The sequence below is a fragment of the Bacillus sp. sid0103 genome (assembly GCF_019219025.1).
In genome coordinates, this window is record NZ_JAHUWN010000027.1 from 14,440 (window position 1) to 37,395 (window position 22,956).

The window sequence follows — 22,956 nt, forward strand, 5'->3', positions numbered from 1 at the left end:
ATCTCCCCTCATGAAGTCCATTTACAGTGCGCGGCCCAGTTCTTCTGCTTCCCAAATTACTTGTTCAATCATCCTTGGAGCTACACTATCACCAACACGGTAAACTTCTGGGCATTTCCCTTTAAGAGCAAAATACAACTCAGCAATAGAAGAATTATGGTTCGCATAAACGAATGTATCATACCCATCAATCGTCACTTCTTCTTCTGTATAACAGTTTTTAATGGTTGCACTATCACCTTCGATGGCTGTCACTTCATAGTGCGGGGTCATTTCAACATCCATTGCCATAATACGTTGATAAAGCATAACCCGGTTGCCTGGTTCTAAATTTTCACCAACTAAGTCCATTGGTGTGACAACATTTACATGTTTGTCTTGTGTTGCCAGCAGTTCTACTACCCCAGCCCCTTTGTAATGTCCGTTATAATCGATAAATAATACTCTTTCGCCTACTTCAGCATTACCTTCAATCACATCATATACATTGTAGACATTTTCTTGGTCCGATCCAGGTATATCTAAACCCAATGGACGTGAACCAGTCGCAATGATGACGGCATCAGGATTTAGATTCATTACTGTATTTTCATCTGCTTCATTATTGTACAAAATCTCCACACCAAGTGACTGAACACGCTTGATTAAATGAGAGGTAACCCCTTGGAATTGATCTCGAAATGGAAGCTTACTTCCTAAAAGCACTTGCCCGCCCAATTTGTCATTTTTCTCAAGGAGCGTGACCTTATGGCCTCTTAGCGCTGCAATTTCACTGACCTTCAAGCCGGCTGCACCGCCTCCGACAACCACGATCGATTTTTTCTTATCCGCTTGAAGCAACGTTCCAATTCCAAGTTCCCGTTCCTTGCCGACTGCCGGATTATGAATACAACGAATGGCCTTGTCCTGCATGACTTGGTAGATACATCCATCATTACAAGCAATACAGTTTCGAATGTCTTCTACCTCACCTTGCATAGCTTTATTAGGAAGTTCGGGATCGGCAATTAATGCCCGGGCCATACCGACCAAATCGGCATGTCCGTCTGCTAAAACCTTTTCTGCTTGAATCGGGTCATTAATTCGGCCGAAAGCAATAATCGGCAGATTAATCACTTCTTTAAGGGCTGCCCCCATATAAACTGCAAATCCAGCCGGAACAGAAGCAGGAGGAATTTCCATGTAAAAACTGGAGAAAGTACCCGCATCCGTATTGATGTATGTAACCTGGCCCGTTTCCTCAAATGCTTTCGCCAGTTCAATACCATACTCAAGGTCATACCCCCAAGCGGTAAATTCATCAAGGCAAAGGCGGATGCCAATCGGATAGTCATCTCCTATTTCATTTCTAATCGCCTGGATGATCTCCATCGGTAACCTTAATCGATTTTCAAACGAACCGCCGTATTGATCCGTACGCTGGTTAAAATACTCAGACACAAACGACCTTAGCAGCCCATCATGAGCAACTTTTATTTCCACTCCATCAAAACCCGCCTGTTTAAAATGGAAAGCTGTTTTCGCAAAGCCTTCTATGACTTCCTGAATATCTTCCAATTCCATTTCTTTTGTATTAAATGGGCTGGATGGCTCTGGCATTTGCGTAGGAGCCATTAAGATTTGCGGCGGATTCACTAAAGTCGTGTGCCCGCCATGGTTGATTTGCCCAAAAATTTTCGATCCATGTTCGTGGACTAATTCCGCATATTTACTTAATGCAGGCACAATTTTCGGATCCCATCCGTGGATAAATCGTTCTGACATTTTCCCTGAACGAGTGGCGGCAATCGCATACATAATAATTAATCCGGCTCCACCCTTCGCGCGTTCAGCAAAATAATACGCATCCCGTTCTGATGGCATTCCGTCTTCATTACATAGAGCATTAAAATGCGGCAAGAAGACGATTCTATTTTTCACGGTAACGTTTCCAATGTTAAATGGTGTAAATAGATAATCAAAGTTACTCATAATGTTCCTCCAATTAGTAAATTACTAAGCTCTTAAGCTTCTTCTCTACGAACCCAAATATCTAGGATAACCGCAAGTCCAATGATGGCACCTTTAATCATCAATTGATAAGCATAGGTCATACCTAATAGAGTTAATCCATTACTAAGAACGCCAATGATAAGCGCCCCGCCAATCGTACCAAGAACAGTACCTTGACCGCCGCTAAACTTTGTTCCTCCTAGTACGACTGCAGCAATTGCATCTAATTCCCAGCCTGTTCCGGAATCAGGAAGACCAGCAGATAGACGTCCTGATAAAACAACTCCACTGAAAGCCGAAAGGAAACCACAAATAACGAAAACCATGATTTTAACTCGGCCAACATTCACTCCAGCTAATGAAGCAGCAATGGGACCGCCGCCCGTTGCATAAATATGTCTTCCAAAGACAGTTCTGTTTAATGTAAAGTGTGCCATAAATAAAATCGCTGCTAAATAAATAAGAACAATTGGAATAGGTCCAATATTCATCGTTGTTAAATCAACATAAGTCGATGAGTCAATCGTGATTGGTGCTGAACCAGGGCTTGATGCTAACGACAGCCCCCTTATTACAGACATGGTCACCAATGTTGCTAAAAAGGCTGTGACTCTTACCTTTACGACCATAATTCCATTAAATAATCCAATCAAGGCACCTAACATGAGAGATAATGAGATAACTAGAATAGGATTCATACCCTTTTCGATGGTTATCGCAGCAAACATACCAGTAATCCCAATAATGGATCCAACCGATAAATCAATTTCCCCAGCGATGATGACATACGTCATTCCAAAAGCCACAATTGCAATCATAGCCATTTGGCGAATGATATTCATAAAATTACTAAAGGTCAAAAAATATGGTGAAAGATAGCTAAAAACAAATGCTAATATAACTAGCCCTATAAAAATAATGGCTTGTGATGAGGTTAATATTTTTCCTATCTGTAAATTCTTATTGTTATTTTGTTTTGAATTGATCGCCTGTCTTTCAACTCCTAAACTCATTTAAACCCCCCCAGTTGCAAAATATAAAATATTTTTATCCGTAATTTCAGTGCCTTCAAGTACTTTTTTAATCTTTCCATCATAGAGAACAATCGTACGATCTGCGAGTGATACAAGTTCAGGTAATTCTGAAGAAACAACGATAATGGCCATCCCTTGTTCTGTTAATTGGCGAAATAACATTTGTAGTTCCGTTTTGGCTACTATATCAATTCCTTGAGTAGGTTCATCAAGTAATAGAATTTTAGGTTTAAGATTTAAACATCTGGAAATTACAACCTTTTGGGCATTTCCACCGCTTAGCTTCCCAACTTTCTTTTTTGGATCACCTGGACGGATGTTTAAATGTTCAATATTTTCTTTGGCAATCCTGTCCTCATCCTTAGATTTAAGAAGGCCTTTGGGGAATAACTGAGGCAGATTCGTTAAAGTAACATTTTCTTTTATTGACATACCAGGGATGATTCCTTCATTCCTACGATCTTCAGGGACCATAATAATCCCTAATCGAATAGCATCATGAATAGATTTTATCTTTACAACTTCACCATTTATTTGGATTGTTCCTGAGATTATTGGATCAATTCCTGAGATAGACCTTAGAATCTCTGTCCTACCACTGCCAAGTAACCCTGAAATTCCTAAGATTTCACCTTCAAAAAGTTCAAAACTTAGATTGCTGAATTTTTGTCCTGTCAGATTCTTTACCTGTAAAAGAGGACTAGCTTTTTTACCCGCCTTTTTCCTTTTTATGGATGAATCGTACAACAACTCATTATCGCCAATCATCATATTAATAATTTGTTTCGTGTTTGTCTCTTGTGTTTGAAGTGTTTCAATTTTTTTGCCATCTCTCAGTACGGTGATCCGATTGGAGATTTCAAAGATTTCATCCATACGATGCGATACATAAATAATGGCTGTCCCTCTAAAGGTTAACGTTCTAATGATTTCAAAAAGTTTTGCCTGTTCATCCTGCGTTAACGCTGTGGTTGGTTCATCCATGACAATAATTTTCGCATCACTTGTGATGGCTCTTGCAATTTCGATAAGCTGCCTTTCCCCAATACTTAAATTTTTGACAATTTGGGATGGGGATAAATTCATTCCTAAACTATCAAGCAGCGTTTGTGCCTCTTTTTCCATCTGTTTATCATCTAAGCGAATACCCTTTTTCTTTTCTCGTGAAAGAAATAAATTTCCAGCTACACTTAAGTTCGGCAATATACTTAACTCCTGAAAGATCATAGCAATCCCCTGTTCCTGGGATGAACTTCTTGAGTTAATTTGTACTTGATTCCCATCTATCAGAATACTGCCATTTTCAGGGCGATACACTCCAGCAAGAATCTTCATTAAGGTTGTTTTTCCGGCCCCATTCCCGCCCAGCAAAGCGTGAACTTCTCCTTTTCTCAGGTCAAAGTCTACGTTATCGACTGCCTTAAAACCCGAAAAAACTTTAGTTATTTGTTTCATTTCAAGAACATTACAAACCAAGATTACCCCCCCTAGAAATGTCTCTGGGTTAAATTGAATCTAACCCAGAAACAAAAGTTTTAACATATTAATTGGCTAAAGTCTTTTGAAATACAGTCTTATATTGTTCTTTAACGTTTTCTGGTGAAGTAGGTAATGTTGGCACTGTTACATATTTAGGAACTTCGCCGCCTGCAAGTTTTTTCAGCACGGCTAAAGTCTTATATTTTCCTTCTGCATACAAGTCTTGAGAAGAAGTGAAAACAACGATTTGATTTCCTTTTGCCATACCTTGCGCTAAATGGTCACTTAAGTCATGCGTTACAACAAATACATCATCACGTCCAGATGTTCTTACCGCTGCCTCCATCCCTAATGCCGGTGTTTCATAAACGCCAAATCCTCCGACTACATCCGGGTGTGCAGTTAAGATATTTTCAAATTCTTGCTGAGCCTGGTCTGCTGTATCAGCCTGACCCCTGGCAACAATTTTATACCCTTCTTCACGAACAGCATCTTCGAACCCTCTAACCCTTTGTTCACATGTTAGAATATAGGCTCTTAAACCCATCGTTGCTAACGATTTACTTTTAATTCCTTTTTCCTTCAGTTTTTCTACCAATGCCTTACCTGCTGCAAATCCACCGCCGTAGCCATCTGGATCTACTAAACTAGTAAATTTACCTTGATTCGGAGGACCGCCGCCAAGGACAACCGGAATATTGGACTCATTTAATTTCTTTACCGCTGGTCCAAATGCAGCTGTATCTACCCCAATAGCTACAACTCCATTTACCTTTTGCAGGATTAAGGACTCAACGTCACTCATTTGTTTATTTAAATTTCTTTGTGCATCGGTTTGAACATATTTTCCGCCAAATGATTCAACTGTTTCTTTTATCGCTTTGCCAATCACCTTCTCCGATGCAATATCACCAAAATGAACGGAATAGCCAATAAATGGTTTCATCTGTTTAATTTTTTCGGTTTCCTCAGGTGTTAATTCAAGAGATTCTACACCTGCAGCCTTTCCTAACACCTTTTCTTCTTTTAATGGTGGTAAAGCTGCTAACCCATTTTTAGCTTCCTTTTCAGTTGCTGGAGTACCTTTCGCAGCTTCCTGATTTGCTCCGCATCCTGCTAACAAACTAGCAACCATTAATGAGCTTGCTAAAATTGAAAATAATCTTTTGCTTTTCTTCATTCTTATACCTTCCCCCCTGATCAAGAATAATCTTTCTTACAATTTCAATAGTACATGGATTTGAATTGCAAAAAAATTAATAAAATTGCGAATAAAAGTACATATTATTGTTAACGCTTCCACAAAAAAATAGCCTTCCCTCATTTAATTGGAAAGACTAAAAAGTTTTTTATTGAATTGCAACTCTCCTAATTCTTTCTTCAGAAGCTTGGCTATGATGAATTTCATCTACAATTTGCCCATCACGCAACACTAAGATTCTATGGCACAACCCGATTAGTTCAGAAATGTCGGAGGAGATGACCATTACCCCCTTTCCTTTCTGGGCAAGTTCATGAATGGCTAAATAAAGTTCACATCTTGAACCAATATCAATTCCTCGAGTAGGTTCATTTAATAAAAACAATTCACTATCGGCGACTAACCATTTTCCCAGAATAACTTTTTGTTGATTTCCTCCGCTCAAATACTTAATTTGATCATGGATATGTTTTAATTTGATATCTAGTTCCATTACCTTTTCTAATGCAGTATCCCTCTCATCATTTAGTCTAATAAATTGCCATTTATTGAATTTATCTAAACTGGATATGGTAAGATTTTGCGATATATCCATATTCGTTAAAAGCCCTTCTTCGAGACGATTTTCGCTAACGTATCCAATACGCTCTCCTACAGCCTCGTAGGGATGCTCTAATTCAATTTCTTTACCCCGCCAAAAAACATTGCCAGAATCTTTTGTCACCTGTCCTATGATAATTTTTGATAACTCCGTTCGGCCAGACCTTGATAAACCCGCTATTCCAAGTATTTCTCCTTCATATAATGAGAGGTTAATATTCTTTAATAACGGCAACCGGGACAAATTCTCAACCCTTAACATCTCTTCACCGTTATGATCGAAAATAGGTGGGAAATAATGATGAATATCCTTTCCGATCATTTGTTTAACAATTTCACGTTTATTTACGGTTTTAATATCGTTCGTACTGATATGCCGGCCATCTCTTAAAATAGTCACCCGGTCACTGATTTTTATGACTTCATCCAATTGATGGGAAATAAAGATAATTCCTATTCCTTGCTTTTTAAATTCTTTGATTAGTTTGTACAATCGATTACGTTCTACTTCATTTAAGTTTGCCGTTGTTTCGTCCATTATTAAAATTTTTGACTGTTTACTAAGCGCTCTAGCAATGGAAACGATATTTCGTTCACCAGGATCAATCGAAGAAACAAGTGCATTGGGGTTCATTGGACATCCAAGGAGTTCTAATAAGCGCTTTGCTTCATTCTTCATCTTTAAAAAATTAGGAATAAATCCTAATAGTTTAGGGTAATTGCCTAAAAAGATATTTTCAGCAATGCTCATACTTCGAACTAACATTGGTTCTTGGTAAATAGTTGAAACCCCTAATTTTTGAGCTTCATTAGTAGAAGAAATTTTGACTTTTTCATCATCTATATAAATTTCTCCTTCATAAGGTGTATAAATGCCTGCAATAATCTTAATTAATGTGCTCTTACCAGCGCCATTTTCTCCGATAATCGCATGGACTTCGCCTGATTTTAATTCAAAGTCTATTCCATCTAACACTTTCGTACCAAAAAAAGACTTATGAATATTTTTCAATTCTAGAAGCATATATCCACCTACCAAACAATACTTATTTATATCTAATAGTTTATATGATGTTATAAAAAAAATAATTAAAAATATTGCGGTAAAACTATATATTATTGCCTTATAAAACGGCATCATTTTTTATAAACATAATAAACGAATTTAATCGAATACATAAAGCTGTAATATTCCCTATGTTTTTGGAAAGATTACAGCTTTATGTACTAATTCTTCTATATTTCCCTGGTGGGTTTCCTGTCATTTTTTTAAATAGTAAATTAAAATAATTAGGGTTTTCATATCCTATGATAGCCGCAATCTCTCTTACGGAAAGATTTGAATGTTTAAGTAATCGTTTGGCTTCTTCTATACGGCAATAAATTAGATATTGGATAGGCGGCAAGCCCACTTCTTCTTTAAAAAGATGCGCTAAATGGTAGGGACTTACATAAACTATGTTAGCTAAATCGTTTAACGTCAGCTCACGTCTAAAATTTTCTTCTATATATTTTTTTACTTCAAGGCAGACTGGAGAAACGGAATGATGATTCGTATTTTTCAAAAGACGAGTAATTTTAATTATTATGGTTTGTAATATAGAGGTGATTACATCTTGATATCCAGAATGTTTCAAGTCATATTCACGTAATAAAGCATGAAAGTAGTTATGAATCTCATTTTTTTCTTCTAGCAAATGAATAATAGGAAGTTCCGTAGAATTTGTTAACCAACCTTTATCTTTACCATTGATATGCAGATTTGAAAAACATATAGAAATCGCTTTAAGAGGATCAGCGATACAAGATTTTCCTTCGATAGGACTGAAAGGATTAAAAATAATAAGATCTCCATCTTGTCCGATATAAGGTTTTTGTTCAAAAATAAACTCTCCACTCCCCTGATGTATATATATAATCTCTGTATATTCTGTATCGCAATGTTGTTTAAACCAATTAGGACTATTTTCATTTATTTCTGTTATGGTAATAAATCGAGGAGAATTTAATATAATAGAGGATTTTCCCACGCTGTATCTCCCCCTATAGTAACAAATGATTTAAGAATAATAATTGAGATTAATAAAAGGGGCCCCCTAGAAGTGCCTCTATGACCTGAGATACACTCCGAAAGCATTCATCTTTACTTTAGGAGCTTTTATTAATAAAAGAGGCTCCCTAAATCCGAGCCTCTTTTCATTTCTTTCATCCGTAACCGTATTTTCAAGAATTACCGACTAGCTTGTTAGCTATTTCAAAGATTCCATAAACTCGATACTATATCCATCATTGAGTTAGAGTGAAACTTATATATCTTCAACGAATGGTTGCGATATTTTTGTTATTTTGCCGCACCTTGAATAGATTCAGGTGCCTCTTGATGGTAAACAAGTTTCCATGCATCTAATACATTTTCTTTAGATACATTTAACGCAGGGACAGCTACATATGCTGGTGCTTCTTTACCAAGTAAGGCATAACCGGCTAAAATCGCTTCTGAAATTCCCTGGTCATATGGCAGCTGAGCACCGAGTCCCTTAATCATACCGCCTGAGGCAATATCCAAAGCAACATTTGTCCCTAAATCAATCGTCGTAATGACAAAATCTTTCTTTCCTGCGGTACGCGCTGCCGCTAAAGCACCTTCAGCCGGAACGTCCCAAACGACAAACATTCCATCGAGATCACGATTTTTGGTCAGCATTCCTGATGCAACTTTCTCACCATCGTTAGGGCCAATGATACCACCTCTTGCCACTATTTTTATTTTCGGATATTTTTCCTTAATTGTTTTTTCAAATGCTTCTGTGCGCTGTTTTGTGACGAAGTAATCTGCATCATGATAAATCACACCGATTTTTCCTTTTCCACCAAGCTTTTCTGCCATAATGTCCGCTGCTTGAACACCATTGCCATAGTTGTCAGCAGACACAACACTTACATAATCCTTGCCTGCTTCCAATCCGTTGGGTTTATTATCCATAAATACTACCTTCACCCCCGCATCTGTCGCTTTCTTAAAAGCAGATGCAGTTGAAACAGGGTCAACCGGGATCCCTACGATAATATCCGGCATTTTCGCTAAAACAGTTTCGATATCAGATACTTGTTTTTCAGCCTTAAATTGGGCATCCGTAACGGCTACCACTTCAATTCCCATTCTTTTAAAGGTTGCTTTTAGGCCATCGATTTGTGCTGTGGCCCAGTCGTTTCCAGCATAGTGCATAACTAGAGCCGCTTTGTATTTTCCTTCTTTGATCTTTTGCACTTCTTCTTCTGTGAGCTGTAATGTTTTTGCTGAAACAGCCGCTTCTCCACTAGGACCTTTACTTAATATTTCTTGTTCAGGGATATCCTGATTTATGGTTATCGGACCTGAAACTGCGGTTGTTTCTTCTGTTTTTGTACCCTCTTTTTCTTTACTTCCGCTGCTTCCCTTGCTGCAGCCGACAAGTGCGATACTAGCCATTAATAGAATCATAGTAAGAATGGATAAAAACTTTTTCATTTTTTTGCCTCCTTATTTTTCTTGATTTTTAGTAGAAACGTAGCACTAAAGATATAATCGATTACATTTAATATTCTTTTTATACTATGTAATTTTTGCATTAATATGGAAATCAAATTACTAGTATATAAATGTACTTACAATGTAAAAATTTCTAGAACAAGAGAGCCAACCTTGTAGAATATTAGCTATCAAGGTTAGCTCTCGTTTTAATTTCATCTTAAAAATATGAGGTTAATGCTTACTCCCAGCCAATTTCTTTTAATTTTTCTTTCAAATAAGCAATCGATGTTTTCGCATACCAATCTGGTTCGGACTGTCTGGCATGGAATCCGACTTCCATTGCTAGATATCCTTCGTAATTAATATCTTTTAATGCTCTTAATACAGCATCATAATCACATTTTCCTTGTCCAGGAGGGAGGCGGTCGCTGTCAGCGATATGAACATGATGAAGCTTGTCCTTCATGCGGTAAACATAGTCACTGGCTACTTCATTTCGATATAATGCATGGAACGTGTCAAACATGACCTTGACATTATCCATACCTGACTGCTCTGCTAAAAGCAAGGCATCATCAGCTGTTTCAATTAGGTTGCTGTCTGCAGGAGTTGGTTCAACCACAAGTGTCACACCAAGATCCTTTGCATATTTGGCTACTTCAATTAAGCCTTCCAAGCTGTAGTTCCATGCTTCTTGCTGCGAAGTTCCAAACACAACCCAGCCGGCAATCCACATGACCGTCGGGCATTCCCATTCATGCGCTAAACGAACAACTTCCTTATAGTGATTGATGGTAAATTCTCTTTCTTCCTTTAAAGGAGAGCTTGGGTTCATCCCTGGACCGCCGCCTGGTGCTGGTAGCATGGATGAAACCTTTAAGTTCTTTTCTTTTAATAATTTTTTGATTTCTTGTCTTCTTTCAGGTGATAGATAGTCTGGCCAGGCATGTGGAGCAGCACAGCCAATTTCAATCGCATCGTAACCAAAAGAAGAAAGACGATTGATAACTTCCTCTAATGGATAAGAAGAAAGCCAGTTTGGAAAACTACTATACACCCATGTATTGAATGAAATACCTTTCATTTTGAACAGCTCCTTTTAATGTTTTTTACTTAGATAACTGTCTAGCTACAGCGCCCCGCGGCTATTGGACTTCACTTATCTCCCTACGCCGCTAAACGGGGCGCTTCCGCTTTTCCTATTCCCAAACGAAAACAGCTTTTTCAGTTTTTCTTTCATCAAACAAACGGAACGCTGTTTCAGCTTCTTCTAGTTTAAATTGGTGTGTCACTAATTTTTCAACAGGCAGATTTTTTCTCACAATGAATTCTGTAATTTCGTCGAACTCTTGAATTGGGAAGTACCATGAACCCATTACTGAAATTTGTTTACGAATTAACTGCTGACTTGGTTTGATTGTTGTTTCTTTGCTTTCGCCAATAAATGCTACGCGACCATGCGCTCTTACACAATCTAGTGCATCATTTTCAGCATAAGGGCTTCCAGAACAATCAATCGCTGCGTCTGCGCCAGCCCCGTTTGTAATGCGGGCAATTTCTTCTTGCACATTCATTGCGCTTCCGTTAATCGTGTAATCTGCACCTAATTCCTTCGCAAGCTTTAAACGCTCATCCAGCATGTCAACCGCAATAACCGTAGCGCCTAAGCCTTTGGCGATCATAACACCAGCTCCGCCCATAGGACCCATTCCAAAGATTACAAGGTAGTCTCTACCAGAAATTCCTAATCTCTTTTGAGCATGATAAAGAGTTCCCACTGCGTCTGTAGAAACGGCAGCAGTTACGAAGCTCATGCTATCTGGAAGTCTCATGCAGTTTTCAGCCGGAACTACCATATACTCAGCGTCGCCGCCATGAGAATCAAAACCAATGCACTTAAATTCTTTACAGAACATTTTGTAGCCGCTCTTACAATGAGCACATTCACCACAGCCTAATGCTAAGTAAACGGCAACACGGTCGCCCGACTTGAAATTAGATACACCATTACCTATTTCCGTAATAACTCCAGCAGGCTCATGTCCAGGAACCGTGCATCCACATTTTGTTCCTTCAAAAACAGATGTTCCATAGTACAAGCTCATATCACTTCGGCAAATTGCTGAAGCTTTTAATTGAATTAATACTTCTCCTTGACCTGGTGTTGGGATTTCAACCTGACGAATTTCTACCTTTTTGTCTCCTGGAAAAAATACAGCTTGCATTGTTGTCATCGTACTGCCTCCAATAAGTTAGTTTGAATCACAAAAATTAAGCCCACCACATATCAGTTACTTGTTCCTTAAATATGGCGCCTTTTAATAGAGATATCGCTTTCTTTAATCCCTCGTCCGTTGAAGCCAGCATGTCTTCATGTTCAATGGAAATGACATAATCATAACCAACCGCTCTTAAGGCACTCACAATGTCTTTCCACATTTTTTCATCCGAGCCATATCCTACAGATCTAAATGTCCATGAACGGTCTAAAATTTCGCTGTAATGCTTTGTATCTAAAACACCATTCACACTAATATTGGTTTGATCTAAATAAGTGTCTTTCGCATGAAAATGGAAAATCGCTTTTTCACGGCCAAGGTTCTTAATCGCCTCGACCGGGTTAATTCCTTGCCAGATTAGGTGGCTTGGATCAAAGTTGGCGCCAATATTTTCTCCGGCATGCTCCCTTAACTTCAGTAATGTTTCTGGATTATAGACCACAAAGCCGGGATGCATTTCAAAAGCAATTTGATTAATGCCGTGCTGTTTTGCGAATTTCGCTTCCTCTTTCCAATAAGGAATCACGACTTCGTTCCATTGCCAGTTCAACACGTCTAAATATTCCGGCGGCCATGAACATGTAACCCAATTTGGATTCTTGCTGCTTAGATGATCACCCGGACAGCCGGAAAAACCATTGATAACAGGAACTTCTAAATGTTCTGCCAGTAAAACGGTTTTTCGCCAAACGTCATGTGACTCTTTGGCTATTGTTACATTCGGATGCAGCGGATTCCCGTGGCAGCTTAAACCACTGATGGTTATTCCCCTTTTTTCAAGCGCTCGCAGGAATGCTCTGGTTTTTTCAGGTGAGGCAAGCAATTCATCCGGATTACAGTGATGGTTGCCGGGATAATTTCCTGTCCCCAATTCAACGGCCTCAACACCCATGCCTGCCAGTTTATCCAGCATTTCTTCAAATGGCAGATTCTGATACAGCGGGGTAAATACACCTAATTTCACGCAAGTACCTCCTTGCTAGCCTGAACCTTCACCCATTTCTGCTGCTGGTTACTTTCTAAGATTGCGTCTGTGATACACATCGAAAGGTGTCCATCTGCAAATGTCGCAAAATTTGGCTTGTCTGTTTTCAGGCTTTTGCCGTCACGAACAAACGAGTAGAAATTCAACATCATATTTTTCAAAGCATCCGGCCAGCCCTCATAATGCCCTCCTGGATGATGGATAGCAGACTTTGCCTCTGGTGAAAACAACGCCGGATCAGCTAATAGAACTTCATTTGCTTTATCCCGGTGCCCAATCCATAGCTTCTCAGGCTCTTCCTGATTCCAAAATACTGAAGCTTGACTTCCATTAATCTCAAAGCTTAATCTATTTTTCCGTCCAGCACTTACTTGAGATACCGTAAAGACTCCTCGTGCTCCATCTTCAAACCGGACAAGAACGGATGCATAGTCTTCTGTATTAATTGGTACATCTTCATATTGCATATGTTCCGCCGTCTGTGCCCCAAAAGTAGCTACGTTTCCTGTCGGTTTCTTTCTTAATGGAACAACAGTTGCTAAATCGGCAAAAACTTCGACAATCCTTTTGCCTGTTACAAATTGGACGGTATCACACCAATGGGAACCAATGTCCGCTACTGCGCGTGACTTTCCGCCTACTTCCGGCGCCAAACGCCAGTTGTAGTCTGTTTCATATAATAACCAGTCCTGCAAGTAGCTTCCGTGAACCAAGTTCACTTTCCCAAGATCACCTTCAGTGATTTTCGCTTTTAAGTTTTGTACACTCGCATGCTGTCTGTAATTAAAGTTCACCGCATGGATGACGCCTTGTTTTTCTGCTAACTCCAACAATTCTGCTGATTCATCACTGTTCATAGCCAGTGGTTTCTCTGAGACAACATGCTTTCCAGCTAAAATAATCTCTTTATTAATGGCAAAATGAAGATGATTTGGTGTGCAATTGTGCACGACCTGGATTTCGCTGTCTCTCAGCATTTCTCGGTAATCACCAAAGGCCTTCGGAATTCCAAGCTCAGCTGCCTGTTTTTCAGCCATTTCTTGACTGGTTTCCGCCAAACCGCATACTTCTACAAAACCAAGCCTTCTGATGGCTTCAATGTGAGTTGGCCCGATAAAACCAGTACCAATGATACCAACTTTAATCTTCTCCACCTTTCTTCCTCCTGTTCAAAGTTAATCTTGTTGTTCAAGGGTGAACTTTTAATTCCGCGCTTTTTGAAGAGATTTTGAAGCCTGTTTAGGCAATAATCCCGCCAATTTCTGGTGCAATTCCGTATGTTTTATCATTAATTCCGTCTATTTGTGGAGGAATTCGGCGGAACTTAATATTATTCCGCGGAATTCTCTATTAAAATTATCGTTTCATCGCTTTCTTACCAAATGCCACCGCCAAGATAATGATAATTCCTTTGATAATCATTTGCTGGCTGACATCAAGACCCATAATAATCAAACCATTGTTGATCGTACCAATCATTAGGGAACCAACAATCGTTCCGATGATTGTTCCTACACCGCCAAACAAGCTTGTTCCACCAAGGATAACCGCAGCAATAACAGAAAGCTCATCCCCTTCACCGAAGGAAAAACGTCCGGCATTCATACGGCCCGCATAGAGAAGACCAGCTAACCCAGCCATTAAACCAGTTGCAAGAAAAACCATTAGCTTGATCTTCATTGTCTTTACGCCAGAGAATCTTGCCGCATTTTCGTTACCACCTGTCGCCAATACCTGACGGCCAAATGATGTCTTACGAAGTAATATATGGGCAATCACTGTAAATACTAGAGTCCAAATAAGTAAAACTGGAATTGGACCAATGTCCCCTGAACCAAAGATGAAATTGAAATTTGCGTCTACAATAGGAACTGGAGCAGTATCTGTAACCCACATCGCAGCACCTTTAATGGCTCCCATCGTTCCCAGTGTTACCAAGAAGGAAGGAATCGCTACTTTTGTTACTAGCAAACCATTGATTAATCCAACCACAAGTCCAGTACCTACACCGCCGATGAGTCCACCAATAATGCCATAACCCGCTTGGATGGCTAATGCACCGACTAGAGAAGAAAGGGCAGCAATGGAACCAACAGAAAGGTCAATCTCCCCTGTACTAATAACAAATGTCATTGCCAACGCCATCAAAGAAATCGTCGCTGTTTGTCTAACAATGTTTAATAAGTTCCCTGAAGTTAAAAAACCTTCATCACTTAAGCTGATAGAAAAATAGATTAATACGCCCACGAAGGCAAAATAGACAATATAATTACGCCACTCGAATCCTTTCAATGAAGGAGTTGCTGCCTTTTGAATACTAGAAACCTTGGATTGCATATTGTAATTCCTCCTCTGATTTAATCTCCCTGCGGGTCATTTCCTTTTTGATTTTCCCATCATGCATGACGATCACACGGTCACTCAAAGCAAGCAGTTCTGGGAGCTCGGAGGAAACCACAAGGATCGCCTTGCCGTTTTCGGCCATAGCTCGAATAATTTCAACAATTTCTGTTTTTGCACCTATATCCACACCAATTGTTGGTTCATCCAACATCAAGACAGTAGGGTCGTTCGCCAGCCATTTGGCTAGAACGATTTTTTGCTGATTACCGCCCGATAACAACCCGGCCTTTTTAAAAATATTATCTGTTTTAATATTTAACTTCCTAACAAATTCATTACTAATCTCATTGGATTTCTTACTATCAATAAAAGCTCCTTTTTTCACCTTCGAAAGAATTGGAAGAATCATATTATCCTTGACACTATGTTCAAGGACCAATCCTTGCATCCGGCGGTCCTCCGGAATCAGTGCAAGTCCGGCTTCTATGGCATTCTTTGGGTTCTTAATGGATTGTTTTTGACCATTGATGTAGATGTCTCCACTCTTAATTGGGTCAATCCCAAAGAGATTTCGAAGTAATTCCGTCCGGCCGCTTCCCATTAACCCGGCAATTCCGACGATTTCACCCGGCTGAATTTTTAGATTAATATCCTGGACATGTTCGGCATTTAAGTTTCTTACTTCAAAAATCGGCGGCACGTCCGTTGCGTAGAAACGTTCTTTCCATTCAAACGCTTGGTCAAATTGCATACCGACAATATGTGAAATTACAGTATCAAGATCGGTTTCACTGCATTTTTCTGTTGTGATATATCGGCCATCACGCATAATCGTGATTCGGTCACATATTTCAAAGATTTCATCCATCCGGTGAGAAATATAGATGATGGAATAACCTTTTGCTTTCAATTTGTTAATAAAACTAAAGAGTACTTTCGTTTCATTTTTGGTTAAGGACGAGGTTGGCTCATCCATAATCAGAATCTTTGCTTCTTGGGAAAGTGCTTTGGCAATTTCCGTCATCTGCCAATAGCCAACCCCCAAGTTTTGAACTACATCATTCGGTCTAATATCTACGCCTAATTCTTCTAGCAATTTTTCTGTTTTCTTCTCACAATCCTTATCATCGAGCAGCCCTAATGATGTTTTCTTCTCACGAGTAAGATAGATGTTTTGGGCGACGGTAAGGGTAGGAATTAAACTAAACTCTTGGAAAATCATCGATATATTATTCTTTTGAGCATCATCATAACTTTTAATGCTTACCGGTTTTCCTTCAATTAAAATCTCGCCGCTGTCTGCAGAGTATACGCCTGTGAGGATTTTCATTAACGTCGATTTCCCGGCACCATTTCCCCCCATCAAGGCGTGAACTTCACCTTTTTTGACGGAAAAATGGACATCGTTTAAAACGGTAATCCCATTAAAAGCTTTATTAATACCTCTCATTTCGAGAATCGGTTGTTCCATCCAAGTTCACCTTCTTTTTATGTTATAGGCTGCTTTCAAAAGCAGCCTCTATCCTTTTTTTAAAATTATTTCATCGCATTTTTTACTGTGTCAGGAGCCTCTGTTCCGTAGATTAACTTCCATTCATCTAATACATTCTCTTTCGTAACTTTGATGGATGGTGAAGCAACATACGCTGGTGCTTCTTTTCCTAATAAGGCATAGCCGGCAAGGATCGCTTGTGCTACACCTTGGTCATATGGCAGCTGTGCTCCAAGACCTTTAACAATTCCATCTTGTGCAATGGAGATTGCTACGTTTGTACCTAAGTCAACTGTTGTAACAACTAGGTCATCCCTGCCAGCCGTTCTTGCTGCAGCCATTACACCTTCAGCCGGTACATCCCATGGAGCGAAGATACCATCAATATCATGGTGTCTTGTCAACATAGCAGATGCTACTTCTTCTGCCTGATTTGGACCAGTAATCCCACTTTTTGCGACAATCTCAATATTTGGATATTTTTCTTTGATTCTTTTTTCAAAAGCATCAGAACGGTTTTTGGTTACAAAGAAGTTTACATCGTGATACACAATGCCAACTTTACCCTTTCCGCCAAGTTTTTCAGCCATAATGTCTGCTGCGGTTGCTCCGTTACCCATGTTGTCACCAGACACAATACTGATGTAATCTTTACCTGCAACTAAACCTTGTGCAGCACCATCCATGAATACTAACTTTACGCCTTGGGCAACAGCCTTTTTATAAGCTGGTGCGGTAGATACGGCATCAACTGGAACAGAAATCATAATGTCCGGCTTTTTCGCTAAAACGGTTTCGATATCATTTACTTGCTTTTCCGCTTTGAACTGTGCATCTGTTACAGCAACGATCTTGATGCCCATCTTCTTAAATGTATCCTTCATCGCACCAACTGCGGCATTCATATAGTCAGTACCAGAGTAGTGCATAACAATCGCTGCTTTATAATTACCTTCTTTAATCTTCTTTAGCTCATCTTCCGTAAGCTGCAATGTCTTAGCTGAAACGGCCTGTTCTCCGTTCGGCCCTTTATCTTGTACCGCTAAATCAGGAATCTTTGGATTGATCGTTAATGGACCTGAAGCTGTTTCTGAGTAGTTTTCATTCTTTTTCGTGCTCGCTTGTTCAGATGTAGATTTTTTTCCGGCACACCCTGCAAGAAAAACACTTAAAACAAGTAACAGTAAAACTGTAATAGAAAAACTCTTTTTCATTTGATTACCCCCACTATAGTAGTTATTTAGTTGAAGCCCGTTATTTGTCGGTACCACCTTACAATCTATAAGTGTGGCACCACCCCCTTTTCATAAATGTAAGCTTAATAGAATATTACTAGTAATGGATTACATTCATTTAAGTTATAAAACCAGGCTTCTATGGACTTCAAAAAATGTAATTGATTACATTTTTTCCTAAAAAATTTTCACATACTGCTGACAAGACTTTCTTACAATCAACTGGTTAGCTAAAAACATTTGCTCGTGTTTGATTTCCTCTTTGTTGATGAGCCTCAATAATAATTCCGCCACTTTCTCACCAATTTCAAACGCGGGCTGGGCAATCGTTGTCAGACCTGGTTCGAATATGGACGAGAATTTCAGATTATCAAAACCGAGAACCGAAATATCCTCTGGCACCTTAAGCCCCTTAGATTTAATGGCTTTAATGACTCCCATTGCCATTTCATCATTGGCAGCGAAAATCGCAGATGGGAGTTGACCAATGGCAAAAAACTTCATCATAAGGTTAAAACCGCTTTCAAAAGAGAAATCACCTTCCTGGACTAACACAGGATCCACGATAAGGTTGTTGCTTGACATTGCTTGATAAAATCCTTTGAGACGGTCTCGGTTCAAGACACTATTGAGAGGTCCAATAATGCATCCAATTCTTTCGTGTCCCAAATCGATTAAATATTCCGTTGCATTTCTGGCACCGCTTATGTTATCAATCGAAACAGTTGTGATGTTGGAACCTTCCAAATACTCACACGCAAGGACCAACGGAAATCTTTGGGCCGCCTCTTCAACGGTTGCTGCATCCGTTTGAGCAGTTAATAAAGCCATTCCATCTGCTTTTTTTTGATGCAAAAGGTTTAAAAACCACTTTTCTCGTTCCAGATCATTGCCTGTATCGCCGAGTATAACTTGATATCCATTTGTAACCGCTACTGCTTCAATCCCCCTAAACACCTTTGAAAAAAACGGATTTGTAATGTCAGGCACAACAACTAGAATGGTTTTAGCAGAAACAATTTCCTTCTTTGCTACATCTACAATCCCTACCATCTTTGTTATTTGTCCTTTCTTGTTTCTATATTTGGATTGTAATCGATTACAAAATTGTCGTCTAATCATCTTCCGACAAGGTTTTTTTCCAACTGAAATCGTTTTCTATCCTTTTGGACACAATCATCGTTCATTCGGACAATAAAATCATAAATTTTTTAAAAAAACAAAAAAATTGAGGTCCGGTAAACCCGGACCTCACAACGATTTATTTTTTTGTAATTCTGCTAACTTATTCTTGGAAACCTTTGCTGTCTCCTCATAATTTTTAAAATATGCTTTGTACGTTTGCCCTGCCGTTTCAATCCTCTTTAAATATTGCAAATTAATAATATAGGAACGATGGGAGGCTACAAAACGGGAATCAAGGAGTTCTTCAAGATTCGTTAACGCCTCATTTACCTCTATTTTTTGATCAATTGTATGGATGACGGCCTTTCGGTCCGCTCGTTCAATAAAAATAATGTCATCTAACGGTATAAAAGAAAACTGATTGGACTGTTTAACCATTAAATCCTTCTTAACGGTTGGGCGCTCGCTTTCGGCTGGAGTCTTAGCAAGTGCAGCTGCTCGTCCTAACGCTGCATAAAGACGGTCACGGTCAATAGGTTTGACAATGTAATCGATTGCATTTACACTAAAAGCTTCTAAGGCAAACTCATCATGCCCGGTGATAAAGATAACTTGCAATGAAGGGACTACTTTTTTACAAGATTTCACCGCTTCCATCCCATTCAACAATGGCATATTAATATCAACCAAAATGATGTCTGGCTTTTCAACAATCACCTTGCAAATTAAATCCTCACCATTAACTGCTTCTCCAACCATTTCATAACTCTGCAAAGGTTTAATGAGATGCTTCAATAGTTTTCTGGATGGTGCATGGTCCTCTGCAATTAAAACTCTCAAAAGATCACCTCATATTAAAAGCTTCTATTTAATTGGAACATTAATATAAAAATTAATAGATAACATACTACTATTTGAAATCGCTGTCAAACTAACTACTCTCAGTATAAGGCAGTTTAAGCAGGATAGGAAGTATTTTAATATTAATTAGGTATGGCGGTTTTTTGCAGTTATAAAGAAGAATTACTGTGGACTATACTAAAGCTACGGCTTCGGGAAAATGCATGACTATTCTTTCGGAAGGCAGGGTATAAAAATGGAAATCACCCCTAACGAAAATTTATATAAAGAAGTTTTACAAACCATGTCTGAATGCGTCATTATTCATAAAAAGTCGGGTAGAATGATTGCGCTTAATGAAAATGTTGAAAAAGTACTTGGTATTAAATCCGATTTATTAACGGAAGCAAATGTAAGCAAATTAGATTATGTAAAAGAAGACGGATCCTCCCTACCCTATTCAGAATTGCCTGGAATCATCACCCTCGAACAGGGGATTCCTTTCCATGATTATGTCTTGGGAGTAAGCGATCGAAATAATGGGACTAAATGGCTTTCCATTACTTCAAAACCACTTAAATTACATAAAGACGGGGAACAAGCCGCGCTTGTGACCATATCGGATATTACCGAACGAAAAAAGATGGAACAAACAATCATTCAGGCAAAAGAAGCGGCGGAAAAAGCAAACCTAACCAAATCGGACTTTCTTTCCAAAATGAGTCATGAACTCCGGACCCCTTTGAACGGAATCCTTGGTTTTGCCCAGCTATTAGAAATAGATGAAACCTTAAATGAGGAGCAGCAGGACTTTGTCCAAGAGATCTTAAGCGGAGGAAAGCATCTATTAAGTTTAATTAATGATATTTTAGATCTTTCAAGAATCGATACAGGCCAATTAAAAGTTTCGATAGAAGAGGTAGACCTTCCGACCATTATCAGTGAATGTATCAATATCGTCCAGCCGCTTGTCAAGAAGAAGAGAATTACGATTCATAACCAATTGGATCAATCGCAAACAATAGTCGTTCTTGCCGATGCTATCCGTCTGAAACAAATCCTTCTTAATCTTCTCGATAATGCCATCAAATATAACCGGGAAGACGGCAAAGTCATGATTTTCTCTTATATGAAACAAAACGAGGCTGTTATTCATATCGCCGATACAGGAGTCGGGCTTTCAGTTGAAGAATATCAGAAAGTGTTTGTCCCATTTTATCGGATTGAAGGGACACAAGAGGAAGGTACGGGCATTGGATTGTCTTTGGTCAAGCAGCTTGTCCAGGTGATGGGCGGAAAAATCAGTGTGACTAGCAAAAAAGGAATAGGCAGTGATTTTTGCTTTCGACTCCCTCTTCCCTATGAATTAAAGGCTGCGATGCAATGGGGTGAAGAAGTGATCGATCTTCCAGCTAAGAATGGCAAGACTGATCACTACTGTTTGCTATATGTGGAAGATAATCAATCTAATTTAAATTTGGTCATAAGCATCCTGAAATCGGAACCCTCCTATACCATCTTAACGGCACGTTCCGGAAAAGAAGGATTAGAACTGGCTAGGACTGAAAAAGTCGATTTAATTCTGCTGGATCTTAACCTCCCGGATATCCATGGTTTCGAATTATTTGACCGTTTAAAAAAGGATGAGAATACGAAAGATATCGCGATTATTGCGGTAAGTGCCAATGCTTTGCCCCATGACATCCAGCATACATTAAACAAAGGGTTTGATAATTATGTGATAAAACCCATTAATGTAAAGGGATTCTTAACAACGGTAAACGAGACTCTAACGAGTACGATCAATCAAAATATTCCCGAACGTAAAATTTTAAGTACAGGTCCATACGGTGAGGAAGCTGTTTCTGCTAAAACACTACAGTTATCGGTAAAGGATCTAAAGCAACTGAAGGATAAAAAATATAAAGCTGCCATTTCCATGCACTATACAGATAATGATTGGTCCAGGTCTCAAGTGGAAGGGCTAAAAGCCACTTTTAAGAAAATAGGTATTGAGGTAGTTGCGGTGACAGATGCACATTTTAAATGGGAGAAGCAAGTGGTAGATATTGAAAACATCTTAGAATTAAAGCCAGATATTATAGTAGGGATTCCTGTTGATCCGGAAAAAACGTCAAACACCTTCCAAGTTGCGTCGAGAACTGGGGTTCATCTGGTCTTTATAGACAATGTACCAAAGGGATTACTGCCTAGAAGGGATTATGTTAGCATTGTATCTGCTGACAATTATGGAAACGGTAGTGAGGCAGCACATATTATGGCCGAGAAATTATCTTACAAAGGCAAGATTGGGGTTATTTATCATGCTGCCGACTTCTTCGCCACAAAACAAAGGACAGAATCATTTGAAAATATGATAATGAAACATTATCCAAACATAAAAATTGTGGACCGTAGAGGGATTGTAGGTCCATATGAAGGAGAAATTGCAGCAACTAGTATGTTAACGAAAAATAAAGATTTGGCCGGAATCTTTGTTGTATGGAGTGATCCTGCCGAAGGAGTCATAGCTGCAGCACGTAAGGCAGGTGCTGATCATCTAGTTATCACAACGATTGATATGGGGGTTAATGTTGTATTAGAAATGGTTAAAGATGGACTTATTAAGGGATTGGGTGCCCAGCTGCCTTACCAACAAGGAGTGGCGGAAGCCATCTTGGCAGGTTATGCACTGATTGGAAAACAGGCTCCAGCTTATGTAGCTGTTCCCCCTTTAAGAGTAACAAAAGAGAATGTTCTTGATGCTTGGAAGTTAGTTTATAACGAGGAAGCTCCGGATGTTATTAAAAGGTTTATAACTGATGAATGAAATATATAAA

General features: G+C 39.1%; 17 protein-coding genes. 1 reads left to right on the plus strand and 16 read right to left on the minus strand.

Annotated elements, in window-relative coordinates:
• Positions 1–21: 21 nt before the first annotated feature.
• From KW850_RS24705 to KW850_RS24780, 16 genes are all read right to left on the minus strand, one after another.
• Positions 22–1,971 carry an oxidoreductase gene (locus KW850_RS24705; protein ID WP_218350419.1) on the minus strand — a complete coding sequence of 650 codons (1,950 nt, stop codon included), beginning with the start codon at positions 1,969–1,971 and terminating at the stop codon, positions 22–24.
• Between the two features lie 32 nt (positions 1,972–2,003).
• Positions 2,004–3,005 carry an ABC transporter permease gene (locus KW850_RS24710; protein ID WP_218350420.1) on the minus strand — a complete coding sequence of 334 codons (1,002 nt, stop codon included), beginning with the start codon at positions 3,003–3,005 and terminating at the stop codon, positions 2,004–2,006.
• Entirely contained in the window at positions 3,006–4,502 is a 1,497-nt protein-coding gene (locus tag KW850_RS24715) for a sugar ABC transporter ATP-binding protein (RefSeq protein ID WP_218350421.1), read from the minus strand. It lies immediately after the preceding gene.
• Positions 4,503–4,569: 67 nt separating this feature from the next.
• Positions 4,570–5,685, minus strand: a complete 1,116-nt coding sequence (locus KW850_RS24720) for a substrate-binding domain-containing protein (RefSeq protein WP_218350422.1) — start codon at positions 5,683–5,685, stop codon at positions 4,570–4,572.
• A gap of 169 nt (positions 5,686–5,854) precedes the next feature.
• On the minus strand, positions 5,855–7,447 hold the full coding sequence (locus KW850_RS24725; RefSeq protein ID WP_218350423.1) for a sugar ABC transporter ATP-binding protein: 1,593 nt from the start codon (positions 7,445–7,447) through the stop codon (positions 5,855–5,857).
• Between the two features lie 79 nt (positions 7,448–7,526).
• Positions 7,527–8,336: an AraC family transcriptional regulator gene (locus KW850_RS34080; protein ID WP_218350424.1), complete on the minus strand. Its 810-nt coding sequence runs from the start codon at positions 8,334–8,336 to the stop codon at positions 7,527–7,529.
• Between the two features lie 311 nt (positions 8,337–8,647).
• Entirely contained in the window at positions 8,648–9,814 is a 1,167-nt protein-coding gene (locus KW850_RS24735; RefSeq protein WP_218350425.1) for a substrate-binding domain-containing protein, read from the minus strand.
• 241 nt (positions 9,815–10,055) lie between these two features.
• Positions 10,056–10,901, minus strand: coding sequence for a sugar phosphate isomerase/epimerase family protein (locus KW850_RS24740; RefSeq protein ID WP_218350426.1), 846 nt, complete (start codon positions 10,899–10,901; stop codon positions 10,056–10,058).
• A 115-nt stretch (positions 10,902–11,016) separates the two neighbouring features.
• Positions 11,017–12,051, minus strand: coding sequence for a zinc-dependent alcohol dehydrogenase family protein (locus KW850_RS24745; protein WP_256358433.1), 1,035 nt, complete (start codon positions 12,049–12,051; stop codon positions 11,017–11,019).
• A gap of 37 nt (positions 12,052–12,088) precedes the next feature.
• On the minus strand, positions 12,089–13,060 hold the full coding sequence (locus tag KW850_RS24750) for a sugar phosphate isomerase/epimerase family protein (protein WP_218350427.1): 972 nt from the start codon (positions 13,058–13,060) through the stop codon (positions 12,089–12,091).
• Positions 13,057–14,235: a Gfo/Idh/MocA family protein gene (locus KW850_RS24755; protein ID WP_218350428.1), complete on the minus strand. Its 1,179-nt coding sequence runs from the start codon at positions 14,233–14,235 to the stop codon at positions 13,057–13,059. The genes KW850_RS24750 and KW850_RS24755 overlap by 4 nt, the downstream gene beginning before the upstream one ends.
• A 202-nt stretch (positions 14,236–14,437) precedes the next feature.
• The gene (locus KW850_RS24760) at positions 14,438–15,418 is read right to left on the minus strand and encodes an ABC transporter permease (protein ID WP_218350429.1); all 981 of its coding nucleotides are present in this window, start codon (positions 15,416–15,418) and stop codon (positions 14,438–14,440) included.
• The gene (locus KW850_RS24765) at positions 15,399–16,895 is read right to left on the minus strand and encodes a sugar ABC transporter ATP-binding protein (RefSeq protein WP_218350430.1); all 1,497 of its coding nucleotides are present in this window, start codon (positions 16,893–16,895) and stop codon (positions 15,399–15,401) included. Before KW850_RS24765 ends, KW850_RS24760 begins: the two co-directional genes overlap by 20 nt.
• A 65-nt stretch (positions 16,896–16,960) precedes the next feature.
• Entirely contained in the window at positions 16,961–18,130 is a 1,170-nt protein-coding gene (locus tag KW850_RS24770) for a substrate-binding domain-containing protein (RefSeq protein WP_218350431.1), read from the minus strand.
• A gap of 198 nt (positions 18,131–18,328) precedes the next feature.
• Positions 18,329–19,204 carry a substrate-binding domain-containing protein gene (locus KW850_RS24775; RefSeq protein WP_218350432.1) on the minus strand — a complete coding sequence of 292 codons (876 nt, stop codon included), beginning with the start codon at positions 19,202–19,204 and terminating at the stop codon, positions 18,329–18,331.
• A 198-nt stretch (positions 19,205–19,402) separates the two neighbouring features.
• A complete protein-coding gene (locus KW850_RS24780; RefSeq protein ID WP_218350433.1) occupies positions 19,403–20,116 on the minus strand; it encodes a LytR/AlgR family response regulator transcription factor in 714 nt (237 codons plus the stop codon).
• 256 nt (positions 20,117–20,372) lie between these two features.
• On the opposite strand from KW850_RS24780, the gene KW850_RS24785 reads away from it, so the two are divergent.
• On the plus strand, positions 20,373–22,946 hold the full coding sequence (locus KW850_RS24785; protein ID WP_256358434.1) for a substrate-binding domain-containing protein: 2,574 nt from the start codon (positions 20,373–20,375) through the stop codon (positions 22,944–22,946).
• Positions 22,947–22,956: the final 10 nt, after the last annotated feature.